The sequence below is a fragment of the Blastococcus sp. OS1-29 genome (assembly GCF_057628075.1).
Genome location: NZ_JBXXJK010000003.1, coordinates 326,445 through 352,247, shown reverse-complemented (window position 1 = coordinate 352,247; position 25,803 = coordinate 326,445). Strand labels below are relative to the sequence as shown.

Below are 25,803 nucleotides of genomic sequence, written 5' to 3'. Positions count from 1 at the left end.
GTCTCAAACCGGTCGCGTGGTCGGCAAACCGGACGGCGCCCGGTCGCGCAGCAACAGGAGAGCCGCCACCGCTGCCAGCCCGGCGGCGATCGCGGCGCCCGCGAAGACGGTGTGCAGCTGGGAGAGGATCGCCGCGCCGGTGGCCGCGTCGTACCGGGGACAGTCGGTCGGGCTGCTCGGGCACAGCTCGAACGGGCTGCCGATCGCCTCGACGGCGGCGGTGAACCGGCGCAGCGCGACCGCCGTCAGCAGCGACAGGCCGCACAGCATGCCGACCGTGCGCGCGACCACCGCCAGGGCACTCGCGCTGCCGTGCACGTCGGCACCGGTCACCCCCAGCAGGACGGCGTTCACCGGCGCGATCGCCAGCCCGAACCCGAACCCGGCGGCCAGCAGCACGGCGAACGACGCGGCGCCGTCCAGAGACCTCGCGTCCCACGTCGTCATGACGACGAAGGCGACGGCGGCCAGCGCCATCCCGCCCGAGGCGACCAGCCGCGGCGCCACCGCGCGGGCCAGCCAGCCGCCGGCGACCGCGCCGACCGGCACGGCGACCAGCAGCCGCAGCAGCACCAGCGCGGCGCCGAGCTGGTCGCCGGGTGTGGTGGTGCTGCGGGCGAACAGCGGGACGTCGACCAGCGCCGCGACCAGGGCGACCCCGACCAGCAGGTTGACCAGCAGCGCACCCCAGGCCCCGACCGGCCGGAGCGCGCGCAGCGGCAGGACCGGCTCGGCCGCGCGCCGCTCGTGCAGCACGAAGGCGACCGCGGCCACCAGAGCGAGCGGGACGAGGACCGGCCCGTGCGCCACGATCTGGGTCGCCGGGTCCGCGGCGGCGAACGCCCAGACCAGGCTGCCGAGCGCGACGACGACCAGCGCCGACCCGAGCACGTCGACCTCGGTGGCCAGCCGCGCGAGACCGCGCAGGGGCAGCACGGCTCCGGCCGGCCTCGTCAGGCTGCGGGCCACCAGCCCGGCGGCCGCCACCACCGTCACCAGGACCAGCGGGGTGGACAGCGCCACCGACGGGACGACGGGCACGTACAGCAGCCCGACGGTGACGTCGTCGGTGAGGGCGGACGGCGCGGCCAGCTGCAGCGCCAGCGCCAGGACGCTGATCGCCGCGAGCACCAGGCCGACCGGATCGGGGCGGCGTCCGCGCGCGGAGACGAGCATCCCGCCGGCGAGGCCGAGCCCGAGCAGCAGGTTGAGCCAGAAGATCGCCCGCCAGTCCGCGACCGCGAGCACGGCGGCGCCGGCCAGCGGGCCGAGCACCGCACCCGCCTCCTGCACGGCCCCGACGACGCCGAGCGGCAGCGCGCGGCGCTCGGGTGGCCAGCGGTCGGCGACCAGGGCGAGCGTCGCCGGCACGAGTCCGCCTGCGCCGATGCCCTGCAGGCCGCGTCCGAGCACGGCCGCACCGAGACCATGGGCGGTCGCCGTCAGCAGCGAGCCGAGAGCGAACAGGAGCAGGCAGCCGACGAGCACCGGCACGCGCCCGCGCAGGTCGGCGAGCCGCCCCAGCAGCGGCAGCGTGGCGGTGTACCCGAGCAGGAACCCGCCGATGATCGGCGTCGCCCGCTGCAGCTCGTCCAGTCCGACCCCGACCCCGGTGAGGATGTCGGGCAGCGCCAGGACGACGACGTAGGTGTCGGCGGCCGTGATGAGGACGGCGAGCGTGGCCAGGGCGACGACGGGCAGTCCCGGACGCTCGCGAGGCTGCGGGCCCGTCGCGGACTCAGCCGGTGGGCGGTGCGGTGATGTGGACATCGGCGCCGAAGTCGCTCAGTTCGAGGGTGAAGGTCGCGTCCTTACCGGCTTCGTAGAAGGGGCCGGTCAGCTCGGCGCGGCGCAGCTCGCCGGACTTGCTCACGATCGAGAACGTCGCCCGCACCGCGGTGCTGGGGTCCTTGCTGGTGAGGATCCGCTCGACCAGGTCGCCGGGCAGCTTCGCCGTGACCTCGCGGACCACCTCGCCGCCCACGCGCTTCTCGTCGCCGAGCTTCGCCGACTGCGACTTGGCGAGCAGCTGGGAGATGCCGGTGTCGGGGTCCAGGAGCGCGCCGGGATCGCCGAAGCCGAACTGCGCGGGGTCGACCACCGAGTACGCCGTCGTGAAGGGCAGCTGGGCGTAGACCGTGCCGCCGACCGAGATCACCTTCAGCTTCAGCGCCGATCCCAGTGCGTGCACCTCGAGCGTGCCGTCGAACGACGCCGGCCGGGCGATGTCCCCCTCCCCGCCGACCAGGACCGTGCCGGTGTTCGGGGCACCCGTGCTGTCCAGGACGAAGTGGGCGGTCTTCGTGTCGTCCAGGGTGCGCTTGGCGTGTGCGAGCAGCTGGGGCGCCGACTCGGAGGCCGAGCTCCCGCTGCACGCGGTCAGCGGGCCGGCGAGCAGGGCCAGCGCCACCAGCACGGCGCCTCTGCGGCGCAGGAACACGGCGACCTCCCCGTCCGACCGGGTCCGATCCCGGCATACCGCGGCGGACAGTAGCGCGGCCGACGGCTCAGGTCCGCGCGGCCAGCCGCTTCTCGATGCGCGCCGCGATCTTCGGCCGGTCCTTGACCGGCAGGAACTCCAGCGCCGGCGCGAGTTCGGGCAGCCGGGCGTTGTGGTTCATGACGATGCGGAACCCCTCGCCCACGGTGACCCCGTGCTCGGGCCGGAACACCACGTCGACCTCGTCGCCGGCGCCGACGTCACCGGTCTCGAGCACGCGAAGGTACGCGCCGGTGGCCCCGTGCGCGGCGAACCGCTTGACCAGGTCCGGCACGTCCCAGAAGCGGGCGAAGTTGGCGCACGGGATCCGCCAGGCGGTGACCTCGAACAGCGCCGTCCCGATGCGCCACTGCTCCCCGAGCAGCGCGCCGACCAGGTCGACGCCCTTCGTCCGCAGGTTCTCGCCGAACCGGCCCGCGGGCAGCTCGCGACCGAGTTCGGCGATCCAGAAGTCGGCGTCCTCCTGGGCGTAGGCGTACACCGCCTGCCCCTCGCCGCCGTGGTACTTGCGGTTCACGTGCACGTCGCCGTCCAGACCCAGTGCGTGGACGTCGACGCGGCCGGTCACCGGCCGCTTGTCGATGCCGGACCGGCTCGGGCGCTTGCCGGGCAGCGGGAGGAGGTCCACGCCGGAGACGCAGACCGCGGTGACGCGCCCCGTCACTTCTTGGACGCGGTGGACTCGTTCGTGGAGAGCGCGGCGACGAACGCCTCCTGGGGGACCTCGACGCGGCCGACCATCTTCATCCGCTTCTTGCCCTCCTTCTGCTTCTCCAGCAGCTTCCGCTTGCGGGTGATGTCACCGCCGTAGCACTTGGCGAGGACGTCCTTGCGGATGGCGCGCACGGTCTCGCGCGCGATCACCCGCGAGCCGACGGCGGCCTGGATGGGCACCTCGAACTGCTGCCGCGGGATCAGCTCGCGAAGCTTGCCGGCCATGAGGACGCCGTAGCTGTACGCCTTGTCCTTGTGCACGATGGCGCTGAAGGCGTCGACGGCCTCGCCCTGCAGCAGGATGTCCACCTTCACCAGCTGCGACTCCTGCTCGCCGGCCTCGGCGTAGTCGAGGCTGGCGTACCCGCGGGTGCGCGACTTCAGCGCGTCGAAGAAGTCGAAGATGATCTCGCCGAGCGGCAGCGTGTAGCGCAGCTCGACGCGGCTCTCGCTGAGGTAGTCCATGCCGCCGAGCTGGCCGCGGCGACTCTGGCAGAGTTCCATGATCGCGCCGGTGTAGTCACTGGGCGCGATGATCGTCGCGCTGACCACCGGCTCGTAGATCGTGGAGATCTTGCCGGCCGGCCAGTCGCTGGGGTTGGTCACGGTGACCTCGGAGCCGTCCTCCATGAGCACGCGGTAGACCACGTTGGGTGCGGTCGAGATGAGGCTGATCCCGGCCTCGCGCTCGAGGCGCTCGCGCACGATCTCCAGGTGCAGCAGGCCGAGGAAGCCGACGCGGAAACCGAACCCGAGCGCCGCCGACGTCTCGGGCTCGTACACGAGCGCGGCGTCGTTGAGCAGCAGCTTGTCCAGCGCCTCGCGCAGCAGCGGGTAGTCGCTGCCGTCGATCGGGTAGAGGCCGGAGTAGACCATCGGCTTCGGGTCGCGGTACCCGCCGATCGACTCGGCGGCCGGCCGGTGCTGCAGGGTGACGGTGTCGCCGACGCGGGACTGGCGGACATCCTTCACGCCGGTGATGAAGTAGCCGACCTCGCCGACGCCCAGGCTCTCGACGGGCTTGGGCTCGGGTGAGATGACGCCGATCTCGAGCAGCTCGTGGGTCGCGCCGGTCGACATCATCTTGATCTTGTCGCGGGCGGAGATCCGGCCGTCGACGACGCGGACGTAGGTGATGACGCCCCGGTAGATGTCGTAGACCGAGTCGAAGATCATCGCGCGAGCAGGACCGTCGTCCTTCCCCGTGGGTGCAGGAATCTCCGTGACGATTCGGTCGAGCAGCTCCGGCACACCCTCGCCGGTCTTGCCGCTGACCCGCAGGACGTCCTCGGGCTCGCAGCCAATGATGTGCGCGATCTCCGCGGCGTACTTCTCCGGCTGGGCGGCCGGCAGGTCGATCTTGTTGAGCACCGGGATGATCGTGAGGTCGTTCTCCAGTGCCAGGTACAGGTTGGCCAGCGTCTGCGCCTCGATGCCCTGGGCGGCGTCCACGAGCAGCACGGCCCCCTCGCAGGCGGCCAGCGAGCGGGAGACCTCGTAGGTGAAGTCGACGTGGCCCGGGGTGTCGATCATGTCGAGCACGTACTCGGTGCTCGTGTCGGCACCACTGCGCGGGGTCCACGGCAGCCGGACGTTCTGCGCCTTGATCGTGATCCCGCGCTCGCGCTCGATGTCCATGCGGTCGAGGTACTGGGCGCGCATGTTGCGGCCCTCGACGATGCCGGTGACCTCGAGCATCCGGTCGGCCAGCGTCGACTTGCCGTGGTCGATGTGGGCGATGATGCAGAAGTTCCGGATGAGGGCCGGATCGGTGTTGGCGGGAGTCGTCACAGTGCCGCCATCGTCCCACGCTCGGGCGTCAGGGACGGCGCTCGACCCCGGAGCGCGTCGACCGGCCGGTCAGGGAGGGGCGATTCCGTGGCCGTGACAGCACTCCGCCGCGGCTCGCCGGCGGGCACGGCCCGGTTCACGCCGACCTCGGTGGCGGCTCTGTGCGCCCTGGTCCTCGCGGTGCTGGTCGAGGTGGCGCCGGTGGTGGGCGGCGACCTGACCGCCCAGCAGTGGTGGGCGTCGTGGGCCACGACGAACGGGGCGCCGGTCGACCTGGGCTGGTACGGCGGGGTGCCGGTCGCCTCCTACAGCCTGCTGAGCCCGTGGGTCGCCGCGGCGCTCGGCCTGCCGCTGACCGGGATCGTCGGGACGGTGCTGGGCGCCACGTCCACCACGGCCCTGCTCGGCCGGCTCCGTCCGGCGCCCGGCCGGCTGACCGCCGCCGGCGTCGCGGCGGCCGCGACGTGGGCGGCCGACCAGTGGAGCGGGCGGACGACGTTCGGGCTCGGTGCCGCCCTCGCCGTGCTCGCCCTCGTGGTGGCCGGCGGACGGCGGCGGCCCGCGGCGGGTCCCCTCGGCGCGGTGCTGGCCGCGGTCGCGGGCGCGACGAGCCCGCTGGCGTCGGTGTTCCTGCTGGTGGCCGCCGGGGCCTGGTGGTGGAGCGCCGAGCGCGGGCGATCGCGGCCCGGGCCGGCGGAGCCGTGGTGGATCGCCCTCGGGGCCCTGGTGCCGGTCGCGGCGGCTCGGCTGCTGGGCGCGGTGAGCGGCCCCGAGCCGTCGAGCGCCCACCAGATGCTCGCGGCGCTGGCGGCCGCCGGGCTCGCGTGGGCGCTCGTGCCGCCGGCGCACCGGGTGCTGCGGTCGGGCGTGGCGCTCACCGCCGTGCTGCTCGTCCTCACGTGGGCGGTCAGCGATCCGGTCGGGTCGAACTCGGTGCGGCTGGTGCTGCTGTTCGCCGTCCCCGTGCTGGTCGCGGTCGCGCGCACGGAGCCGCCCGCGACGCTCCTCGCGGCGCTCGCCGTGCTCGTGCTCCTCCCGCCGATCCTGTTCGCCGACCTCGTCCCCCGGTCCGCGACCGCGATCTCCGAGCGCTCGCAGGCGCTGCTGGACCAGCTCCGCGAGCGCGGGCCGGTCGGGCGGATCGAGGTGGTCCCTCTGCATGGCCACGAGGAGAGCGCCGAGGTGGCGCCGACGGTCCCGTTGGCACGCGGATGGCTGCGGCAGCTCGACACGGGGCGCGACCCGCTCTTCTACGACGGTTCCCTCGACGCCACCGGGTACCTGCGCTGGCTGAGGGAGCGCGGCGTCTCCTACGTGGCGCTGCCGAGCGGCCGCCTCGACTGGCCCTCCGGCGCCGAGGCCCGATTGCTGCGCCGCGGCGTGCCCGGACTTCCCGAGGTGTGGGCGGACCGGTGGTGGCGGCTGTACGAGGTGCCCGGCGGTGGCGTCGTGACCGGCGCCGGCACGCTGGTCTCCAGCAGCCGGTCCCGCCTCGTCGTGGACGTGCCCCGTCCCGGGCGGGTGGACGTCGCCGTGTGGTGGTCCCGCTGGTCATCGGTGACGGGCCCGGGCGGCTGCGTGCGGCCGGGTTCACGCGACGGCTGGACGACACTGGTGGCCGCACGGCCCGGCCGATACGTGCTGACCAGCTCGTGGCGTCCCACCGGTCGGTGCGAGTGACCGGGGTTGCAGCGCCCGGGTTGGGCTGAGGCTGCCCGCGCTGGTATCTTGGGAGACCGGTCCGCCGGCGCGGTCTTTGCTGCTCTGCGCCCGGACGCACTGTCAGAGACATCCCCTTCAGACACCGAGGCTCACGCGTGGCGAACATCAAGTCCCAGATCAAGCGGATCCGTACCAACGAGAAGGCGCGTCAGCGCAACGTCGCGGTGCGCTCTGCCCTGAAGACGGCCGTCCGGCGCGTCCGCACCGCCGCCGAGGCCGGGGACGCCGCCGCCGCGGCCACCGCCTTCCAGGTTGCCGCCAAGCAGCTGGACAAGGCCGCCAGCAAGGGCGTCATCCACAAGAACCAGGCCGCCAACCGCAAGTCGGGTCTGGCCAAGCAGGTCGCCGGCCTCTGAGCCGTGCGCCGCGTCCTCGACGCGGCGGCTGAACGTGCACAGCGGAACGAGCCCCTCCCCTCGCGGGACGGGGCTCGTTCCGCGTTCTGGCCCGACGTGTCAGCGGCCGGCGTGCTGGCGCCCGCGACCGGTCTCCGAGCGGATGGTGACGATGCGGCGGACCGCGCGCTCGAGCGCGTAGTCGGCGCTGGCCGCGGCGCCCTTCACGTCCGCGTTGAGCTCGGCTGCGACCCCGATCGCCTGCTGCAGGCCGTCGATGCTCCACCCCCGCGACTGCGCCTGGGCCTTCTTCACCTTCCACGGCGGCAGCTTGAGGATCCGCGCGAGCTCACCGGGGTTGGTGGAGCTCAGCGACGCCACCCGTGCGGCGGTGCGGACCCCGTCGGCGATCGCGTCGGCGATCAGCACGTGCGCCACCCCCCGCTGCAGCGCCCAGCGCAGCATCTCGATCGAGCCGGCCCGGTCGCCCACCAGGACCCGTTCGGCGACGGTGAACCCGCTGACCTCGGCCTGCCCGTGGTGGAACCGGGCCACGGCGTCCGCGTCGACGGTGCCGCCGAAGTCGGAGACCAGCTGGCCCGCGGCCGCCGAGAGCTGGCGGAGGTCGGCTCCGACGGCGTCGACCAGCGCGCTGGCGGCGTCCGCGGTGATGCGGCCGCCGGCCTGGCGGACCTCGTTGCGGACGAACGCGATGCGGTCGCCGACCGAGCTCACCTTCGGGCACTCGTCGAGCGCGGCGCCCGCAGAGCGGAAGGCCTTGACCAGCGCCTCGTTGCGCTTGCCCCCGAAGTGGACGAGCACGAGCGTGAGGTCGGGATCGGGGTCCTTGGCGTAGCTGATCAGCGAATCGGCCAGCGCCCCGGCGCACTCCTGCACGCCGGTGACCACGACGAGCCGATGGCCACCGAACAGCGACGGCGCCAGGACGTCGGCCAGGTCGCCGATCGGCAGGCCGGCGGCGGCCAGCTCGTGCTCCTCGGCTCCTTCGTGGTGGGCGAGGACGGCCGTGCGGACGGCGGAGACCGCACGGGCGCGCAGCAGCTCCTCCTCCCCCATCACCACCCGGAGCCGCGAGGTGGGTTCCGCGGGGGTCGCCGTCACCCCGTCATCGTGTCACGCGGGAGCGACAGCACCGGACCCGCCGACGGCCACGCGCCGCCACTCCCCAGGACCCGGCGGATCCGACCACGGCGAGATCGCCCTCGCGGTCGGTGCGGTGGATCCGCATGCCGTCGTCGGCGAGCCACCGCAGCGTCCGCGGGGTGGGATGGCCGTAGGTGTTGTCCGCCCCCACCGAGATGAGCGCCACCTGCGCCCCGCTGGCGGCGAGGAAGGCCGGATCGGCGTCCCGGCTGCCGTGGTGCGGCACCTTGAGGACGTCCGCGCGCAGATCGACGCCGTCCCGGACCAGCCGCGCCTCGGCGTCGGCGCCCAGATCGCCGGTGAAGAGGACCCGAACGCCGTGCACCGTCAGCCGCGCGACCATCGACAGGTCGTTGGGCGCGGCCGCAGCCGTGGCCCGCGCGGGGTCGGGGGCGAGCACCTCGACGGTCACTGCACCGACCGTCCGCCGGTCGCCCGGGACCAGCACCGCCCGTGTCCCGCCGGCGCGCCGGACGAGCCGGTCGAGCGCGCCGACCCGGCCGTCGGCAGGCGACAGCGTGGCGGTCGCGACGACGCCGATGTCGCGGCCGGACATGGCCCCCACCAGGGCGCCGGCGTGGTCGGCGTCCAGGTGGGAGAGCAGGACCAGCGGCAGGGAGTCGATGCCGAGCCCGTCCAGGCACCGGTCGACCGCGCCGACGTCCGGGCCGGTGTCGACCAGCACCCCTGCCCCGGGTCCGGTGGGCAGGACGAGCGCGTCGCCCTGGCCGACGTCGCAGGCGACCACCACCGTGCCGTGCGGTGGCCAGCCCCGCACCGTCTGGCGGACCGGCCACCCGATCACGACGACCCCGACGACCGCCGCGACCGCCAGCGGGCGCAGCCGCGGGGCTCGCCACAGCGCGACGCCTCCGACCAGCAGCAGGGCGGCGAGCAGCACGGCGCCCGGAGTCCCGGCCGGCCAGGGTGCGATCGCATCCGGGAGGCCCGCCGCCCTTCCGGCGACGAACACCAGCCAGCGCGTCGGCCAGCCGGCCAACCAGACCAGGACGTCGGACGCCGGCGCGGCGATCGCGCCCAGGATCGTCGCGGCCAGGCCCAGGACGGTGGCCGGCGCCACCGCCGGAGCCACGAGCAGGTTGGCGGGCAGCGAGACCAGGCTGATCGCCCCGGACAGGGCGGCCACGATCGGCGCGGTCGCGAGACCGGCCGCCGCGCTGACCGCGACCGCGTCGGCGAGGACGGCCGGCCAGCCCCGGTCGCGGAGCCGTCGCGACCAGCCGGGCGCCAGCAAGACGATGGCCGCGGTCGCCACCACCGACAGGGCGAAGCCGGCATCACGGGCGAGCCCCGGATCATGGAGCAGGAGCCCGCACACCGCCGCGCCCAGGGCCGGGACGGCGGCTCGCGGTCTGCCCGAGGCCAGGGCCACGAGCGTGACCGCACCCATCGCGGCCGCCCGGACGACGCTCGGGCTCGGACCGGCGAGCACCACGAACCCGGCCAGCGCCGCCCCCGCGACCACGGCCTGGACCCGCCGATCGGCCACCCGCCGGCGCAGCGGCCACAGCACGCCCGTGACGACGATGGCGACGTTCGCCCCCGACACGGCCGTGAGGTGGGTGAGCCCCGCCCGCTTGAAGTCGCCGGCGAGCACCGGGTCCATGGCAGTCGTGTCGCCGGCCACCAACCCGGGCAGCAGCCCCGCGGGCTGCGGCGCGAGGACGCGCTCCGCCGACGCGGCGAGCCCGTCGCGCAGCGCACCGGCGAGGCGCTGAAGGAGACCTGCCGGGCCGACGACGATGGGCGGCCCACGGGCGGCGACGACCGCGACGACGTCGTCGCCCGGGCGCGGCATCGAGACGCCGACGCGCACCCTGAGCTGTTCCCCGGGGACCCGCCCCGCCCACTCCTCCCCGGCGGCGAACAGCAGGACGGAGGCGTCGATCCGCTGGGTGCGACGGCCGTCGAGAATCGTCGTCACCCGAGCATCCGCGACGAAGCGCGGGGCTCCTGGGCCGGGCAACCGGTGCGCCTGGGCGTCGAGCCGGAGGACGACAACCACGGCCCGTCCCGACTCGGCGGACGCCCGCAGCGGCGAGGCGTCCCGCGCGGCGCCGCGCACGGCGCCCATTCCCGCGGTCACCGCGAGCGCGGCGAGGACCCCGAGGACCACGCTCGCGGCGGCCACGGGCCGGTGCCGCGTCCGGGCGGCCACCGCCGCCGCCAGCGCGATCGCGCCACCGGCGCAGGCGCCGAGGTGCGGCGGCGACAGGTACGGCGTCACCAGGCAGGTGACCCACACCGTGCCGGCGACCGGCACGAGGCGGAGGTCCAGCCAGGTCCAGCGGTTCGGCGGACTCACACCGTCACCAGCTCGGCCAGCTCCGCGGCCCGGGCCGGCCCGATGCCCGGCACGTCGTCCAGCTGGTCGACGCTGCTGAAGGGCCGCTGAGCGCGGTGGTCGACGATGCGCTGCGCGAGGACCGGCCCCACCCCCGGCAATGCATCGAGTTCCGCCGCGGTCGCCGTGTTGAGGTTCAGCTTGCCGCCGGGAACCGCCGCGGGCCCGTCCGCTGCGCCACCGAGGAGGGCGCCGGGTGCTCCGACGACGATCTGCTGCCCGTCGGAGACGACGGCGGCCAGGTTGACCGACGCCGCATCGGCGGGCGGGACCAGCCCACCGGCCGACTCCACGGCGTCTGCGACGCGCGAGCCGGACGGCACGGTCACCAGTCCCGGGCGCGCCACCGCGCCGACGACGGACACGACCACCGTCGCGGAGGTGTCGGCGGCCTCACCCACGGTCGGTCGTGCCGGGGTGCGTGTCGCCACCAGGCTCGCGGCCGGAGCGTCGGGCACGGGGTCGACCCGCGGCCGGTCCAGCCAGGTCCAGGCCACGAGCACCAGGGCGGCGGCCAGCCCGGTGATCCAGAGCGAGCGGGATCCGAGTCGACCGGGATCCCAGCGGGCGGTGTGCGCGGGGGCGCGATGGCGGCCCAGACCGCCCGGGAGCGCCGGGTCGGACCCACTCATCGGCTCCGTCGCCGGCTCCTCGTCCCACTCCGCCGCCTCGGCGTACTCGTCGGCGTCGTCGTCCTCCGGCACCCAGCCCCGGGGCCGGGAGCTCTCCTCGAGCAGCAGCCGGAGGCGTGCGCGGATGACTCGGCGTCGTCGCTGCGGCGGGAGGAGAGGCGCACCGGACGGACGCTAGGGAGACGGCACCGCGTCCGGCGGGACCGCGACGGATCTGTGGACAGAGACCCCGCCTGTGGACGACACGAGGCCCCGGGCAGCCGTCGGGCGGCACAGTGACCGCCATGTCACTCCTGGGGCGGTTCCTTCCAGAACGGTGCGACGACGACGCCCACCGCACCGGGACCGACGTGGGCCCCGACAGCGGCGCCGAGTTCGCTGACGTGCAGTTCCCGGAGAGCCGGCAGCCGCTCGCGCAACTCGGCCGCGAGCCGCTCGGCCCGCTCCGCGGCGGCCAGGTGGTGGACGGCGACCGACACCGGGCCCTCCCCCGCGGCGTCGACGGCGCGCTGCACCAGGCGGCTGTCGGCCCGGGCGGCCGTGCGGACCTTCTCCACCGGTACCACCCGACCGTCCTTCACGTGCAGGATCGGCTTCACGGCGAGGGCCGAGCCCAGCACGGCGGCAGCGGCGCCGATCCGCCCGCCCCGCCGCAGGTATTCGAGGGTGTCGACGACGAACAGGGTCGACGTCTCCGCCGCCGTCCGCCGGGCGGTCTCGGCCACCTCGGCTTTCTCGGCCCCCGCGGCGGCGGACCGCGCCGCGGCGAGCACGGCGAAGCCGCACCCCATCGCGGCCGATCGGGAGTCGACCACCGTCACGAGGTGCTCGCCCACCTGCGCCGCAGCGAGGCGCGCGGCGTCCGAGGTGCCCGAGAGCTCGCCGGAAAGGTGCACCGACACGAGCGCGTCGGCTCCGTCGTCGAGGGCCTTGCGGTAGGCGGCGACGAAGTCACCGGGGGTCGGGCGCGAGGTCGAGACCGTCTGGCCGCGCACGGAGAGCGCACGGGCGACGTCCTCGGGGCTGATGTCGAGGCCTTCCCGGCCCGAACGGCCGGGGAGGACGACGTACAGCGGGACGACGTGGATGCGGTATCCCTCGAGGAGCTCGGAGGGCAGATATGCCGTCGAGTCGGTGATGACGGCGACGGACACCCGGCGAGGCTAGCCCCCGCCCTGGCGGAGTCAGTTCAGCGCGTCGGCGTCGGTCATCGGCGTCGCGCTGTCGGTGTCCGGCGCCTCCTCGTCGGACAGCGCGGGCACCGCCCGCAGCGCCGGTCGCGGGGCGGGACCGTCGACGGCAGGGAGTTGCAGCACCGAGCTGTTGTGCCGGATCAGTCGCCAGCGGTCGCCGTGCAGGGAGAGTTCGCTCCACGCGCAGTTGCCGAGCGGGCCCAGCACCCGACGGTGGTCGGGATCGATGCCGAGCAGCCGTTCCACGAGGCGGCCCGCGGTCCCCCCGTGCGTGACCACGACGGCCACCCGTGCCGGCGGCAGGTCGGCCAGCGCGGCGACGGCCCGGTCGGCGACGGTGGCGGGGTCCTCCCCACCACGCCCTCGCACCGGGTGGCCGGCCATCCAGTCGGCCAGCTGCTCGGGGTACCGCTCGCCCACCTCCTCGCGGGTGAGCCCCTCCCAGACGCCCATGCCGTGCTCCCGCAGGCGCGCGTCGAGGCGCAAAGGCACGCCGAGCAACGCGGTCAGGGTCGCCGCGGTCTCCGCGGCGCGACTGAGGTCGCTCGAGACCACCACGGTCTGCTCGGGGTCCAACCCGGATGCGACCAGATGAGGGGCGGCGCGGATGGCCTGGCTGCGTCCCACCTCGTCCAGCGGCGGGTCGAGCTGTCCCTGGAAGCGCCCGCTGGCGTTCCACTCGGTCCGGCCGTGCCGCCACAGCACGAGCCGCGGCACCGCGATCACCGGCAGTGCGGGGCTCACCGGCCGGTCGTCTCCCCACCGGCCGCGTCGTCCGAGGGCACGGCCTCGCGGTCGGCCAGTGCCCGGTCGGCGAACGGGATGGTCGGACAGTCCTTCCACAGCCGCTCGAGGGCGTAGTACGCGCGCTCCTCCGCGTGCTGCACGTGGACGACGACGTCGATGAAGTCGAGCAGCACCCAGCGCGACTCCGCGACCCCCTCCCGGCGCACCGGCTTGATGCCGTGCTCGCGCAGCTTCTCCTCGACGGCGTCGACGATCGACTGCACCTGGCGCTCGTTCGGCGCCGAGGCGAGGACGAAGGCGTCGGTGATGGCGAGCCGGTCGCTGACGTCGACGATGGAGACGTCGGTGGCGAGCTTGTCCGCAGCCGCCTGAGCGGCGAGCAGCGCGGTTTCCCGCGCCTCGGCCGAGGCGGTCATCGGGGTACCTCCTGGAACTGGGTCTCGGGAATGGGCGGTTCGTGTCCGTCCGCGTGGGCGGCCGGGGGAAGCGGGCGGCGGGGTGTCCCGCGGTAGAGGCCGCGCTTCTCGATGTACTGGACGACGCCGTCGGGCACCAGGTACCAGACGGGCATCCCGCGCTCGACGCGGCCGCGGCAGTCGGTGGAGCTGATCGCCAGGGCCGGCACCTCCACCAGGCTGACCACGCCCTCCGGCAGGTGCGCGTCGGCCAGGTGGAAGCCCGGTCGGGTCACGCCGATGAAATGCGCCAGATCGAACAGCTGCTGGTTGTCCCGCCAGCTGACGATCTGGGAGAGCGCATCGGCGCCGGTGATGAAGAACAGCTCGGCGTCGGGCCGGAGTCGCCGCAGGTCGGTGAGCGTGTCGATCGTGTAGGTCGGGCCGCCGCGGTCGATGTCGACCCGGCTCACGTTGAACCGCGGATTGGAGGCGGTCGCGATGACCGTCATCAGGTAGCGGTCCTCCGGCGGACTGACCTCCCGCTCGGACTTCTGCCATGGCTGGCCGGTCGGCACGAACACGACCTCGTCGAGCCCGAACAGCCCCGCGACCTCGCTAGCGGCCACGAGGTGCCCGTGATGGATGGGGTCGAACGTCCCACCCATGATCCCGACTCGGCCACCTGCCACCGAACGAGCCTATCCGGGCCCGCCGGAGCCGGCCCCGGAGGACCGGCCCCGACCGGCGGACGGCGGGGCCGCACCCGGAGGCCGGCGCCCGCCGTACCGGGCGACCGGCTCCCCCGTGCAGCCGGTCGCGGTCCGGAACCGCGTCCTTGCGGTGCGGACGGTGCCGGCCGCTGGATCGCGCCGGCACCGCCATGTCAACGCACCACACGGAGTTCGGTTACGGGCCCGCGCCGAAACCGTCGACGTGGTCGCGGACACCCGGGGCCCGAATCGACAAGTGGCCGCGTCGACATGCCACCGACTCGACATGTGGTCTGCCGGGCCACCCTGTTCAGAGGGTCGTGACGAAGTCCGCCAGCTGCGCCGCGTTGCGGCACTCGACCATGTCGATCACGTCGCCGTACCGGTCGGCGGCCGAGTCGCCGCTCCCCCACAGCCGGCGCGGCTCGGGGTTCAGCCAGTGCGCCGACCGCGAGCGGCGCACCAGGTCAGCCAGCACCGGCAGCCCCGGCGGCCGGTAGTTGGTACGCCCGTCGCCCAGCACCAGCAGCGACGTCTTCGGTCCGACCGCCGACGCCCACCGGTCGGCGAACACCTCGAACGCCGTGCCGTAGTCGCTGTGCCCGTCGAACCCGACCACGTCGGCCTCCCGGCCGATTCGCGCGACGGCGTCCACGACGTCGGCTCCGGGCCGGAAGAAGCGGGTGACCTCGTCGGTGGTGTCGACGAAGGCGAACGCCCGGACGCCGGTGAAGTGCTCACGCAGCGCCTGGGTGAGCATCAACGTGAAGTGGCTGAAGCCGGCCACGGAACCGCTGACGTCGCAGAGGACCACGAGTTCGGGCTTGTGCACCTTGCGCGGCCGGTGGTGGGTCACCACCGGCACGCCCCCGGTGCCCAGCGACGCCCGCACCGTCTTCCGGAAGTCCAGCCGGCCCTGGCGGCCGAGCCGCCGCCGCGCCGACAGCCGGACGGCCAGGCGGCGGGCCAGCGGCGCCACGGCCCGCCGCAGCTCGGCCAGGTCGGCGGCCTGCGCGCGGAGGAAGTCGACCTGGTCGGCCAGCGGGCGGACGGCGTTCTTCGCGACCTTGTCCCGCCCCTTCTCCGCCGCCGTCCGCCGGCGCACCTCGGCCTCGACGGCGGCGCGGAAGGCGGCCAGCCGCTCCTTCACCGTCTGCCGCGCGACCTGCTCGGCCAGCCCGCCGCGGTCGCCCTCGGCCAGCAGCCCGGCCAGCAGCTGCGACACCAGCGTGTCCGGGGAGAGCGCACGCAGCACGCGGTAGCTGAAGAACGACTGACCGGACGGCGACGGCTGCGCACGCCCCAGCCGGTCCACCGCCATCCGCGCGAACCGCCGCAGCGCTTCCTCGTCGCCGGCCAGCAGCAGCTCGAGCAGCCGCGCCCGCATCAGCTCCGACAGGTCGCCGTCCCCGGAGTCGGGCAGGTCGAGGGTCGAGTCCCCGGCATCGCCGTCCGCCTCACCCTCGACGGCGGGCACGAGAGGCCGGTCCGACAGCGGCCACCACAGGTCGAACAGGACGTCGTAGGTTGGCCGCTGCGCCGCGCGCTGCAGCAGCACGGCGGCCAGCCCGTGCCGCAGCTGCTCGCGGTCGAGCAGGTCGACGACGGTGAGGATCTCCGCGGCGTCGACGGCCTGGCTGATGCCGACCGGGATGCCGGCCTCGCGGACCGCGCGCACGAACCCGTCCAGGTGGCCGGCGAGGCCACCCGGTTCGGCCACGCGTGCAGGCGAGGACATCAGTTCAGCCGCAGCTCGGCAGCCGCCCGGTCCTGGTCGCTGGCGTGCTTGAGCACCACACCGAGCGTCGAGCGCATGACCGACTCGTCGAGCGTGTCCAGGCCGAGTTCGAGCAGGGTCTGCGCCCAGTCCAGCGTCTCGGAGATCGACGGCGACTTCTTCAGCTCCAGCGCCCGCAACGCCCGGATGGTGCGCACCAGCTGCTCGGCCAGCCCCGGCGCGAGGTCGGGCACCCGCGACAGCACGATCTCCCGCTCCCGCTCGGCCGACGGGTAGTCCAGCGCCAGGTACAGGCAGCGGCGCTTGAGCGCCTCGGACAGCTCGCGGGTGGCGTTCGAGGTGAGCACCACCATCGGACGGCGCTCGGCGGTGATGGTGCCGAGCTCGGGGATGGTCACCTGGAAGTCCGACAGCACCTCCAGCAGCAGCCCCTCGACCTCGACGTCGGCCTTGTCGGTCTCGTCGATCAGCAGCACCGTCGGGTCGGTGCGCCGGATCGCGGTCAGCAGCGGCCGCGACAGTAGGAACTCCTCGCCGAAGATGTCGTCGTGGACGGTGTCCCAGTCCGTGCCGTCCGTTCCCTGCGCCGCCTGGATCCGCAGCAGCTGCTTCTTGTAGTTCCACTCGTACAGCGCCCGCGCCTCGTCCAGGCCCTCGTAGCACTGCAGCCGGATCAGCTCCGCGCCCGTCGCCGTGGCGAGCGCCTTGGCCAGCTCGGTCTTGCCGGTGCCCGCGGGCCCCTCGACCAGCAGTGGCTTGCCCAGCCGGTCGGCCAGGAACACCGTCGTCGCGATCTGCGCGTCGGGCAGGTACCCGGCCTCCGACAGCCGCTTCTCGACGTCCCCCACCGAGGAGAACTGGGGGAACTGCGACGGCGGACGGGGCAAGGGAAGGCCTTTCAGCGGGTGTGGCCGTTGCCGGTCACGACGTAGGTGGTCGAGGTCAGCTCGGGCAGGCCGAGCGGACCGCGGGCGTGCAGCTTCTGCGTGGAGATGCCGATCTCGGCGCCGAAGCCGAACTCGCCGCCGTCGGTGAACCGCGTGGAGGCGTTCACCAGCACCGCGGCGGCGTCCACCCCGGCGACGAAGTCGGCGATCGCAGAAGCGGAGTCGGTCACGATGGCCTCGCTGTGGCCGCTCCCCCACCGCGCGATGTGGTCGACGGCGGCGGGCAGGTCGTCGACGACCCGCACGGCCATGTCCATCGACAGGTACTCGGTGGCCCAGTCCTCGTCGGTCGCGGGGACGACGGCGTCGTGGGCGGCCCGCGCCGCCTCGTCGCCGTGCAGGGTGACGCCAGCGTCCGCGAGCGCCGCGAGCAGGCGCGGCAGGAAGGCGACGTCGCGGTGCACCAGAAGCGTCTCCGCGGAGTTGCAGACACTCACCCGGTGGGTCTTGGAGTTCAGCACGATCGCCTCGGCCATCGCCGGGTCCGCCGAGGCGTCCACGTAGACGTGACAGTTGCCGACGCCGGTCTCGATGACGGGCACCGTCGACTCGCGGACGACGCGCTGGATCAGGCCGGCGCCCCCGCGCGGGATGACGACGTCGACCATCCCCCGGGCGTTCAGCAGCTCCCCGACCGACGCGCGGTCGGCCGGCAGCAGCTCCACGAAGCCCTCGGGCAGCCCCGCCTTGGTGCCCGCTTCGGTGAGCACGGAGACCAGCGCGGTATTGGTGCCGAACGCCGACGCCGAACCCCGCAGGAGTGCCGCGTTGCCGCTCTTCAGGCACAGCCCGGTGGCGTCGACGGTCACGTTCGGGCGGGCCTCGTAGACGATGCCGACGACGCCGAGCGGCACCCGCACCTGGCGCAGCTGCAGCCCGTTGGGCAGCCGCGAGCCGCGGACGACGTCGCCGACCGGATCGGGCAGGGCGATCAGCTCGCGCAGCGCCGCCGCGACGCCGGCCACCCGGCCGGCGTCCAGCCGGAGGCGGTCGAGCACCGACTCCGGGGTGCCGGCATCAGCGGCCGCGGCCACGTCGGCGGCGTTGGCGGCGAGGATCTCGTCGGTGCGCTCGACCAGGGCGTCGGCCATGGCCGCGAGCGCGGCGTCCTTGGCGTCGGTCGGCAGGGTGCGCAGCACACGGGCGGCCGCCCGCGCACGCAGCGCGGCGGCCCCGATCAGCGGCAGGTCAGCGGTCTCGGCCACGTCGGGAAGGGTACGCGGGAGCCTCAGGACCCGGCGCGGTCCAGCCGGTAGCGCAGTCCGCTGCGGACCGCGGGCCACTCGGAGTCGAGGATCGAGAAGACGACCGTGTCGCGCAGCGAGCCGTCGGGCATGCGACGGTGGTTGCGCAGCACGCCGTCCTGCTTGGCGCCCAGCCGGGCGATCGCCGTCCGCGACTGGTGGTTGTGCCAGTGGGTGCGGAACTCGACCGCCAGGCAGCCGAACTCCTCGAACGCATGGGTGAGCAGCAGCAGCTTGCTCTCGGCGTTGACGCCGGTGCGCTGGGCCGACTGCGCCGTCCAGGTGTAGCCGATCTCGAGTCGCGGCACCCCGGGCTCGGCGTTGCAGTAGGTCGACTCCCCCACGACGACGCCGTCGGAGAGCCGGCGGACGACGAAGGGCAGCATCGTGCCCGCCGCCTGCATCGCCAGCCGGGACTCGATGTCGGCCGCCATGCGGTCGGGCGAGGGCACCGCGGTGTACCAGTGCTCCCACAGCCGTCCGTCGGAGGCCGCCGCGACGAGCGCGTCGTGGTGCTCGGGGACGAGCGGCTCGAGCGTCACCACGTCGCCGGTCAGCGTCACCGGGTCGAGGAACGCCATGTCAGCGGTTCCGCAGCGCGCGCAGCGCCGACTTCCGGGCCTCGCCGGTGAGCCGGTCGAGGAAGACCTTGCCGTCGAGGTGGTCGACCTCGTGCTGGAGGCAGCGGGCCATGAGCCCCTCGCCCTCGAGCCGCAGCGGCTTGCCGTCGACGTCGAAACCCTCGGCCACGCAGTGCATCGCGCGGACGGTAGGCGCCCAGATGCCCGGGACCGACAGGCAGCCCTCGTCGCCGTCCTGGGTCTCCTCGGACCGCTCGACGATGACCGGGTTCACCATGTGACCGATGACGCCGTCGATGTTGTAGGTGAACACCCGCGCGCTGACGCCGATCTGCGGCGCGGCCAGACCGGCCCGGCCCGGGTGGTCGACGGTCTCGAGCAGGTCGCGCACGAGGGCGGCGAGCCAGCCGTCGAAGGCCGTCACCTCGTCGGAGGGGGTGCGCAGCACAGGGTCGCCGAGTTCGCGGATGGGCCGGATGGTCACGGTCGGCAGTCTCTCAGGAGCCGGTCGGCAGCCCGACCAGCACCATCTCGTCGCGGTGCACGACCTCACGGCGGTACTCGGGTGCGAGATCCCCGGTCTTGCGGCCGAGCAGGGCGGGCATCTCCCGCGCGTCGTAGGCGACCAGCCCGCGGGCGATCACGACGCCGTCCGGGCCGACCAGTTCGACCGGGTCGTCGGCGAGGAAGTCGCCGGACACGGCAGTGATGCCGGCGGACAGCAGCGAGGCGTGCCGCTCGCGGACGGCGCGGACGGCGCCCTCGTCGAGGATCAGGCGCCCCCGCGGCCGGCTGGCGTAGCGGAGCCAGAACTGGCGGGCGCCCGGCCGGCGGCCGGTGGGAGTGAACAGCGTGCCGGCCTCCTCCCCAGCCAGCGCGGCGGCGGCGTTCGCGGTCGAGGTCACGACGACGGGAACGCCGGCCCGCGCAGCGATGAGGGCCGCCTCCACCTTGGTGGCCATCCCGCCGGTGCCGACACCGTTGCGCTTGGCCGAGCCGAGGGTCACCGCGGCCAGGTCGCCGGGCCCGGTGACGGTGCCGATCAGCTGCGCCGGTCCCGACCGGGGGTCGCCGTCGTAGACGCCGTCGACGTCCGACAGCAGCACCAGCGCGTCGGCCCGGGCGACGTGCGCGACCAGGGCGGCCAGCCGGTCGTTGTCGCCGAAGCGGATCTCCTCGGTCGCGACCGTGTCGTTCTCGTTGACGATCGGCAGCGCGCCGAGGGCGAGCAGCCGCTCGACGGTCCGCTGGGCGTTGCGGTAATGGCTGCGGCGGGTCAGGTCGTCGGCGGTCAGCAGCACCTGGCCGACCGTGATGTCGTGCCGGGCGAACGCGTCGGCGTAGGTCTGCACGAGCCGCAGCTGACCGACGCTCGCCGCCGCCTGCGCGGTGGCCAGGTCACGCGGCCGGCCGGTGACGCCCAGCGGGGCGAGGCCCGCGGCGATCGCGCCGGAGGAGACGAGGACGACCTCGCGCCCCGCCGTCCGGACCGCGCCCAGCACGTCGACGAGCGCGGACAACCGGCCGGCGTCCAGGCCACCGGGCAGCGTCGTCAGCGAGGAGGAGCCGACCTTGACCACGACCCGCCGGGCGCCGGAGATCGCCTGTCGTGCCGTCACAGCGCGTCGTCCGGGAGGTCGTCCTCGCTCCAGGTCTCGTCGCTGAGCTCGTACGGCGTCCGACGCGCCTTCTTGGCGGCCAGCCGCTCCTCGGCCCGCACCCGGTGCGGGGCGTCGATCCGGCTGTCGGTGCCGCGGCCGCCGAGCCCCGCGGACTCCTCGACGGTGAGCGTGCCGGCCGGGAGAGTCGGCACCCAGTCGAAGGTGACCCCGCCGATGGTGACCGCGTCCCCCTCGACCGCGCCGGCCTTGGCCAGCTCGACCTCGACGCCCAGCCGGTTGAGCCGGTCGGCGAGGAAGCCGACGGCCTCGTCGTTGGTGAAGTCGGTCTGCCGGACCCAGCGCTCCGGTCGCACCCCCCGGACGAGAAAGCCGTCGGGGTACTCGGGGTCACGCTCGACGGTGAAGCCGGAGTCGTCGACCGCCTTCGGCGTGATCGTGACCCGGGCCGGTTCCATCGGCGGCAGGCTGGCGCGGTGCGCCTCGACGGCGGCGGCCAGCGCGTAGCCGAACTCGGTCAGCCCCTCACCGGTTGCGGCACTGACCGGGTAGACGTCGAGACCGCGCTTCTCCAGCGAGGCGCGCACCAGGTCGACGAGCTCACGTGCGTCCGGGACGTCGATCTTGTTGAGGACCGCGATCCGTAACCGGCCGACCAGATCCAGCTCGTCACCGCCGTATTCGGCCAGCTCGTGCTCGAGCGCCTCGATGTCGCTCTCGGGGTCGCGGCCGGGCTCCAGGGTTGCCATGTCGACGACGTGCACGAGGACGGCGCAGCGCTCGACGTGCCGGAGGAACTGCACGCCCAGGCCCTTGCCGGTGGACGCGCCGGGGATCAGGCCCGGGACGTCGGCCATCGTGTAGACGGTGTCGCCGGAGCGGATCACGCCGAGGTTGGGCACCAGGGTGGTGAACGGGTAGTCGGCGATCTTCGGCCGGGCCGAGGACATCGCCGCGATCAGCGACGACTTGCCCGCGGACGGGAAGCCGACCAGGCCGACGTCGGCGATGCTCTTGAGCTCGATGACCGCGTCGAACGCCTCGCCCTCCTCGCCGAGCAGGGCGAACCCGGGGGCCTTGCGGCGGGCGTTGGCGAGCGCGGCGTTGCCGAGGCCGCCCTTGCCGCCCTTGGCGAGCACGACGCGGGTGCCGGCGCCGACGAGGTCGGCGATCTGCCGCCCGTCGGGGGTGCTGACCACAGTTCCGGCGGGAACGTGCAGCACCTTGTCCTCGCCCTTGGCCCCGTGCCGGTTGCTGCCCTCGCCCGGCTTGCCGTTGCCGGCCTTCTGGTGCGGGCGGTGGTGGAAGTCCAGCAGCGTGTGCACGTTGGGGTCGACCTCGAGCACGATGTCGCCACCGTCGCCGCCGTTGCCCCCGTCGGGGCCGCCGAGCGGCTTGTACTTCTCGCGGTGCACCGAGGAGACGCCGTGGCCGCCGTTGCCGGCCGCGACGTGCACGGTCACCCGGTCGACGAAAGCCGCCATGGTCTCTACCTACCGATCAGACGCCGCGAGCGCACGGGCCGTCCGGCCCGTGCGCTCGTCGGCGGAACGTTGGTGCGGGTGATCAGGCCCCGACGGCGGTGATGGAGATCGTCTTGCGTCCCCGTCGCGTGCCGAAGGTGACCGAGCCCGGCTCGAGCGCGAACAGCGTGTCGTCGCTGCCGCGGCCGACACCGAGACCCGGGTGGAAGTGGGTCCCGCGCTGACGAACGATGATCTCGCCGGCCTTGACGACCTGGCCGCCGAAGCGCTTCACGCCGAGGCGCTGAGCGTTGGAGTCGCGACCGTTGCGGGACGACGAGGCGCCCTTCTTGTGTGCCATGTCGGCGTCAGCCCTTCGAGATGTCGCGGACCACGACGCTGGTCAGGGGCTGACGGTGCCCCTGCCGCTTGTGGTAGCCGGTCTTGTTCTTGAACTTGTGGATGTGGATCTTCGGGCCCTTGCCGTGCTCGACGATCTCACCGGTCACGGTCACCTTGGCCAGGGCCGCGGCGTCGCTGGTGACGGTCTCGCCGTCGACCAGGAGGATCGCGGGGAGGGCGACGGTGTCGCCGGCCGCACCCTGCAGACGGTTGATCGTGAACGTGTCGCCCACGGCCACCTTGTGCTGGCTGCCACCGGCCTTCACCACTGCGTACACCACTGACTCCTCGTTGCTCTTCATTGTCTAGCTCTGTGTTCCGGCGCGCAGACCGGAGCGATCGCCGGGTGCTGGACGGGCTGCGGTCGCCGACCCGGCGGCACCATGAGGCGCCCGCGCGGTGGCGGTGCAACCCGACCAGCGTACCTGAGGCGATCGGCCCGGGTCGACTGGGTCTGGACGGCCCCCTCCTGGCGTGCCCAGAGCTTGCGAAGGGCTCGAGGAGGGGGTCCTTCTCCACGTGCTCTCGGGGTGTTTCCCCCGCTTCCGGAGTCCTGCAGGACCCGGGTAGCGGGAGGAACACCCCGAAAGCAGTGCAGTTCAGACGGGCGGGCCCGCGGGGCGGCTGGCCGCCCGCCGGCGACGCGGCCGGGCTGCGGCCGGGGAGGCCTCGGCGTGCACGACCGGCGCCTCGACGGCCTCTCCGCCGTCGTACGACGGGAGCGTCTCCGGCAACGGGGGCACGACCTCGGTGACCTGCTCGGACGCGACCTCGGCAGGCGCGGCCTCGGCAGGCGCGACCTCGGCCGGTGCCTCCGCGGCAGCCGGCTCGTGCTCGGACGTGGTCAGCGACTCGGTGTCGGGCTCGACATCGGACTGGTCACCGGTCAGGACCGCGGCGTCCTCGGCCGCCCGGTCCTCTCCGGACTGACCACGGCCACGGCGGCCGCGGTTGCGGCGGCTGCCCGTGCGCGCGCCCTCGACCGGCTCGGCGTCCGCAGCCGGCTCGGCTGCGGCGGTCGACTCGGCGGCGTCGTCCTTCTTGGGGGCGTCGTCCTTCGGCCCGTCGTCCTTGGTGTCCTTGGCGCCACCGGACCGGTCGCGACGGCTGGAACCGCCGCCGTTCCCGCCACCGTTGCCGCCACCGGACCCACCGCCGCGACGCTTCTCGTCGATCGGGTCGGTCGAGACGATCACGCCCCGGCCGCGGCAGTGCTCGCACGGTTCGGAGAAGACCTCGAGCAGGCCCTGGCCGACCCGCTTGCGGGTCATCTGCACGAGGCCCAGCGAGGTGACCTCGGCGACCTGGTGCTTCGTGCGGTCGCGGCCGAGGCACTCGGTGAGCCGGCGCAGCACGAGGTCGCGGTTGCTCTCCAGCACCATGTCGATGAAGTCGATGACGATGATGCCGCCGATGTCGCGCAGCCGGAGCTGGCGGACGATCTCCTCGGCCGCCTCCATGTTGTTGCGCGTGACGGTCTGCTCGAGGTTGCCCCCGGAGCCGACGAACTTGCCGGTGTTGACGTCGACGACGGTCATCGCCTCGGTGCGGTCGATGACCAGCGAGCCGCCCGACGGCAGCCAGACCTTGCGGTCGAGCGCCTTCATCAGCTGCTCGTCGACGCGCAGGTCGTGGAAGACGTCGCCCTCGCCGGTGTAGCGCGACAGCCGCCCGGTGAGCTCCGGGGAGACGTGCGCGACGTAGGCCTCGACGGTGTCCCAGGCGTCGTCACCCTGGACGACGAGCTCCTTGAAGTCCTCGTTGAAGACGTCGCGGATGACCCGGATCGCGAGGTCGGGCTCGCCGTAGAGCAGGGTCGGCGCGTTGGAGGTCGACTCCGCCTTCTTCTGGATGACGTCCCACTGCGCGGTCAGCCGGTTGACGTCGCGCGTGAGCTCCTCCTCCGAGGCGCCCTCCGCCGCGGTCCGGATGATCACGCCGGCGTCCTCGGGGACGATCTTCTTGAGGATGTCCTTGAGCCGGGTGCGCTCGGTGTCGGGCAGCTTGCGGCTGATGCCGGTCATCGAGCCGCCGGGCACGAAGACCAGGAACCGGCCGGGCAGGTTGATCTGCTGGGTGAGCCGCGCGCCCTTGTGGCCGATCGGGTCCTTGGTGACCTGCACCAGCACCTTGTCGCCGGACTTGAGCGCCGTCTCGATCGAGCGCTGCTTGCCCGAGAGGCCGGCGGCGTCCCAGTTGACCTCACCGGCGTAGAGGACGGCGTTGCGTCCCTTGCCGATGTCGACGAACGCCGCCTCCATGCTGGGCAGGACGTTCTGCACGCGGCCGAGGTAGACGTTGCCGGCGAAGGACGTCGCCTGCGCCTGGGTCACGTAGTGCTCGACCAGGACGTCGTCCTCGAGGACGGCGATCTGCGTGCGCTCGCCGCGCTGGCGGATGACCATCTTGCGGTCGACGGCCTCGCGGCGGGCGAGGAACTCGCTCTCGGTCAGGATCGGCGCGCGGCGGCGGCCGGTGTCGCGGCCGTCGCGGCGGCGCTGGCGCTTGGCCTCGAGCCGGGTGGACCCGGCGACGCCGCGGACGTCGTCGTCGCTGGTGGTGCGGCCGTTGCGGCCGGCCCGCTCGGGGCGGTCGTCGTCGTCCGTGTCGTCCGCGCCGGCGTCTCCCCCGGCGGACCCGCTGCGCCGGCGGCGACGACGACGACGACGGGTGCTCGACCCGCCCTCGGCCTCGTCGGTGTCGCCCTCGCCGGAATCGTCGGAGGTCTCGTCCTCGTCGTCGGACTCGGTCTCGGCGGACTCGTCCTCGTCGCCCTCGGCGGCGTCCTCGCCGCTGCGGCCACGGCCCCGTCCGCGACGACCGCGGCGGCGGCGTCGGCTGCCGGTGCCGCCCTCCTCGCGGTCCTCGTCGTCGGACTCGTCGGTGGCGTCCTCGGTCTCGGTGTCCTCCGCGGTCTCGGCGTCGGCGGCGGGCTCGGCCGGACGGCGGCGGGAACGGCTGCGCCGGGGTGCGGGCGCTTCGTCGTCGGTGTCGGCCTCGGTCTTGCCGTCGACGTCGACGGGCTCGTCCTCCACCGGCTCGGCGGCGCGGCGGCTCCTGCGGCGCGGCGGGGGGGCGTCGGTCTCCGACGGCGCGACGAACGTGATGAAGGCGGGGGCCGCCGGCGCGGGGGCCGGAGCCTCGACCGAGTCCGGGTCGGCGGCGATGACCGAGCGCGTCGCGCGGCGGCGCGGCCGGGCGACGACCGCGGTGGGCTCGGGCGAGCTGAAGGGCGCCGCGAAACGGGGCAGCTCGGGCTCGGGCTCGGGCTCGGCCTCGGGCTCGGGTTCGGGTTCGGGTTCGGGTTCGGCGGGGGTCTCCTCCGCCGTCTCGTCGTCCGTCTCGTCGGTGGTCTCCGTGCCGCCGGGGGCGACGGCTTCGGCCGTCTCCTCGGTCTCGGGCGCGGTTTCCTCGGTCTCGGTGGTGTTCTCGTTGTCTGCCACGAGGGCTGTTCTCCTCATGCACTCCCGGGCGCCGATCGGATGACTGGCGGCCGCGCAGGAGCACGGGTTGGGCGGAACGGGCCGCCGCGCGGGGT

23 protein-coding genes are annotated in these 25,803 nt (G+C 74.0%); 2 read left to right on the top strand and 21 right to left on the bottom strand.

Annotated features, from left to right (window positions below; all coding sequences use genetic code 11):
• Window positions 1-3 precede the first annotated feature (3 nt).
• The 4 genes from AC2H4J_RS09770 to lepA all read right to left on the bottom strand — a co-directional run bounded on the left by AC2H4J_RS09770 (window position 4) and on the right by lepA (window position 5,005).
• Entirely contained in the window at window positions 4-1,770 is a 1,767-nt protein-coding gene (locus AC2H4J_RS09770; protein ID WP_487464667.1) for an MFS transporter, read from the bottom strand.
• Window positions 1,739-2,440: an LppX_LprAFG lipoprotein gene (locus AC2H4J_RS09765; RefSeq protein ID WP_487464666.1), complete on the bottom strand. Its 702-nt coding sequence runs from the start codon at window positions 2,438-2,440 to the stop codon at window positions 1,739-1,741. The genes AC2H4J_RS09770 and AC2H4J_RS09765 overlap by 32 nt, the downstream gene beginning before the upstream one ends.
• Before the next feature lie 67 nt (window positions 2,441-2,507).
• On the bottom strand, window positions 2,508-3,164 hold the full coding sequence (locus tag AC2H4J_RS09760) for an MOSC domain-containing protein (RefSeq protein WP_487464665.1): 657 nt from the start codon (window positions 3,162-3,164) through the stop codon (window positions 2,508-2,510).
• Window positions 3,161-5,005, bottom strand: coding sequence for a translation elongation factor 4 (gene lepA / locus AC2H4J_RS09755; RefSeq protein ID WP_487464664.1), 1,845 nt, complete (start codon window positions 5,003-5,005; stop codon window positions 3,161-3,163). Before lepA ends, AC2H4J_RS09760 begins: the two co-directional genes overlap by 4 nt.
• An 87-nt stretch (window positions 5,006-5,092) precedes the next feature.
• On the opposite strand from lepA, the gene AC2H4J_RS09750 reads away from it, so the two are divergent.
• Both AC2H4J_RS09750 and rpsT read left to right on the top strand, forming a co-directional pair.
• A complete protein-coding gene (locus tag AC2H4J_RS09750) occupies window positions 5,093-6,685 on the top strand; it encodes a hypothetical protein (RefSeq protein ID WP_487464663.1) in 1,593 nt (530 codons plus the stop codon).
• Between the two features lie 137 nt (window positions 6,686-6,822).
• Window positions 6,823-7,083: a 30S ribosomal protein S20 gene (gene rpsT / locus AC2H4J_RS09745; protein WP_487464662.1), complete on the top strand. Its 261-nt coding sequence runs from the start codon at window positions 6,823-6,825 to the stop codon at window positions 7,081-7,083.
• Window positions 7,084-7,182: 99 nt separating this feature from the next.
• Here rpsT and holA read toward each other — a convergent pair whose 3' ends face one another.
• From holA to AC2H4J_RS09660, 17 genes are all read right to left on the bottom strand, one after another.
• Window positions 7,183-8,184 carry a DNA polymerase III subunit delta gene (gene holA, locus AC2H4J_RS09740; RefSeq protein WP_487464661.1) on the bottom strand — a complete coding sequence of 334 codons (1,002 nt, stop codon included), beginning with the start codon at window positions 8,182-8,184 and terminating at the stop codon, window positions 7,183-7,185.
• A gap of 4 nt (window positions 8,185-8,188) precedes the next feature.
• On the bottom strand, window positions 8,189-10,552 hold the full coding sequence (locus tag AC2H4J_RS09735) for a ComEC/Rec2 family competence protein (RefSeq protein ID WP_487464660.1): 2,364 nt from the start codon (window positions 10,550-10,552) through the stop codon (window positions 8,189-8,191).
• Window positions 10,549-11,295: a helix-hairpin-helix domain-containing protein gene (locus AC2H4J_RS09730; RefSeq protein WP_487464659.1), complete on the bottom strand. Its 747-nt coding sequence runs from the start codon at window positions 11,293-11,295 to the stop codon at window positions 10,549-10,551. The genes AC2H4J_RS09735 and AC2H4J_RS09730 overlap by 4 nt, the downstream gene beginning before the upstream one ends.
• 215 nt (window positions 11,296-11,510) lie before the next feature.
• A complete protein-coding gene (locus AC2H4J_RS09725) occupies window positions 11,511-12,377 on the bottom strand; it encodes a DegV family protein (protein WP_487464658.1) in 867 nt (288 codons plus the stop codon).
• A 30-nt stretch (window positions 12,378-12,407) separates the two neighbouring features.
• Window positions 12,408-13,160: a histidine phosphatase family protein gene (locus AC2H4J_RS09720; RefSeq protein WP_487464657.1), complete on the bottom strand. Its 753-nt coding sequence runs from the start codon at window positions 13,158-13,160 to the stop codon at window positions 12,408-12,410.
• Window positions 13,157-13,579 (bottom strand): ribosome silencing factor, encoded by a 423-nt coding sequence (gene rsfS, locus AC2H4J_RS09715; RefSeq protein ID WP_487464656.1) that lies wholly within the window; start codon window positions 13,577-13,579, stop codon window positions 13,157-13,159. Before rsfS ends, AC2H4J_RS09720 begins: the two co-directional genes overlap by 4 nt.
• Window positions 13,576-14,250, bottom strand: a complete 675-nt coding sequence (gene nadD, locus AC2H4J_RS09710; protein ID WP_487464655.1) for a nicotinate-nucleotide adenylyltransferase — start codon at window positions 14,248-14,250, stop codon at window positions 13,576-13,578. Before nadD ends, rsfS begins: the two co-directional genes overlap by 4 nt.
• Window positions 14,251-14,581: 331 nt before the next feature.
• Window positions 14,582-15,991 carry a vWA domain-containing protein gene (locus AC2H4J_RS09705; protein WP_487464654.1) on the bottom strand — a complete coding sequence of 470 codons (1,410 nt, stop codon included), beginning with the start codon at window positions 15,989-15,991 and terminating at the stop codon, window positions 14,582-14,584.
• 17 nt (window positions 15,992-16,008) lie between these two features.
• On the bottom strand, window positions 16,009-16,896 hold the full coding sequence (locus AC2H4J_RS09700) for an AAA family ATPase (protein ID WP_487464653.1): 888 nt from the start codon (window positions 16,894-16,896) through the stop codon (window positions 16,009-16,011).
• Window positions 16,897-16,907: 11 nt separating this feature from the next.
• Window positions 16,908-18,161 carry a glutamate-5-semialdehyde dehydrogenase gene (locus AC2H4J_RS09695; protein WP_487464652.1) on the bottom strand — a complete coding sequence of 418 codons (1,254 nt, stop codon included), beginning with the start codon at window positions 18,159-18,161 and terminating at the stop codon, window positions 16,908-16,910.
• A 23-nt stretch (window positions 18,162-18,184) separates the two neighbouring features.
• Window positions 18,185-18,781, bottom strand: coding sequence for a GNAT family N-acetyltransferase (locus tag AC2H4J_RS09690; RefSeq protein WP_487464651.1), 597 nt, complete (start codon window positions 18,779-18,781; stop codon window positions 18,185-18,187).
• Window position 18,782: 1 nt separating this feature from the next.
• Window positions 18,783-19,265: a peptide deformylase gene (gene def / locus AC2H4J_RS09685; protein ID WP_487464650.1), complete on the bottom strand. Its 483-nt coding sequence runs from the start codon at window positions 19,263-19,265 to the stop codon at window positions 18,783-18,785.
• A 13-nt stretch (window positions 19,266-19,278) separates the two neighbouring features.
• Window positions 19,279-20,400: a glutamate 5-kinase gene (gene proB, locus AC2H4J_RS09680; RefSeq protein ID WP_487464649.1), complete on the bottom strand. Its 1,122-nt coding sequence runs from the start codon at window positions 20,398-20,400 to the stop codon at window positions 19,279-19,281.
• Complete coding sequence (obgE, locus tag AC2H4J_RS09675) at window positions 20,397-21,884, bottom strand: GTPase ObgE (RefSeq protein ID WP_487464648.1); 1,488 nt, start codon at window positions 21,882-21,884, stop codon at window positions 20,397-20,399. Before obgE ends, proB begins: the two co-directional genes overlap by 4 nt.
• Window positions 21,885-21,966: 82 nt before the next feature.
• Entirely contained in the window at window positions 21,967-22,224 is a 258-nt protein-coding gene (rpmA, locus tag AC2H4J_RS09670; protein ID WP_487464647.1) for a 50S ribosomal protein L27, read from the bottom strand.
• A 7-nt stretch (window positions 22,225-22,231) separates the two neighbouring features.
• Window positions 22,232-22,543 (bottom strand): 50S ribosomal protein L21, encoded by a 312-nt coding sequence (rplU, locus tag AC2H4J_RS09665; RefSeq protein ID WP_029339790.1) that lies wholly within the window; start codon window positions 22,541-22,543, stop codon window positions 22,232-22,234.
• Between the two features lie 321 nt (window positions 22,544-22,864).
• Window positions 22,865-25,708, bottom strand: a complete 2,844-nt coding sequence (locus tag AC2H4J_RS09660) for an Rne/Rng family ribonuclease (RefSeq protein WP_487464646.1) — start codon at window positions 25,706-25,708, stop codon at window positions 22,865-22,867.
• Between the last annotated feature and the right edge of the window lie 95 nt (window positions 25,709-25,803).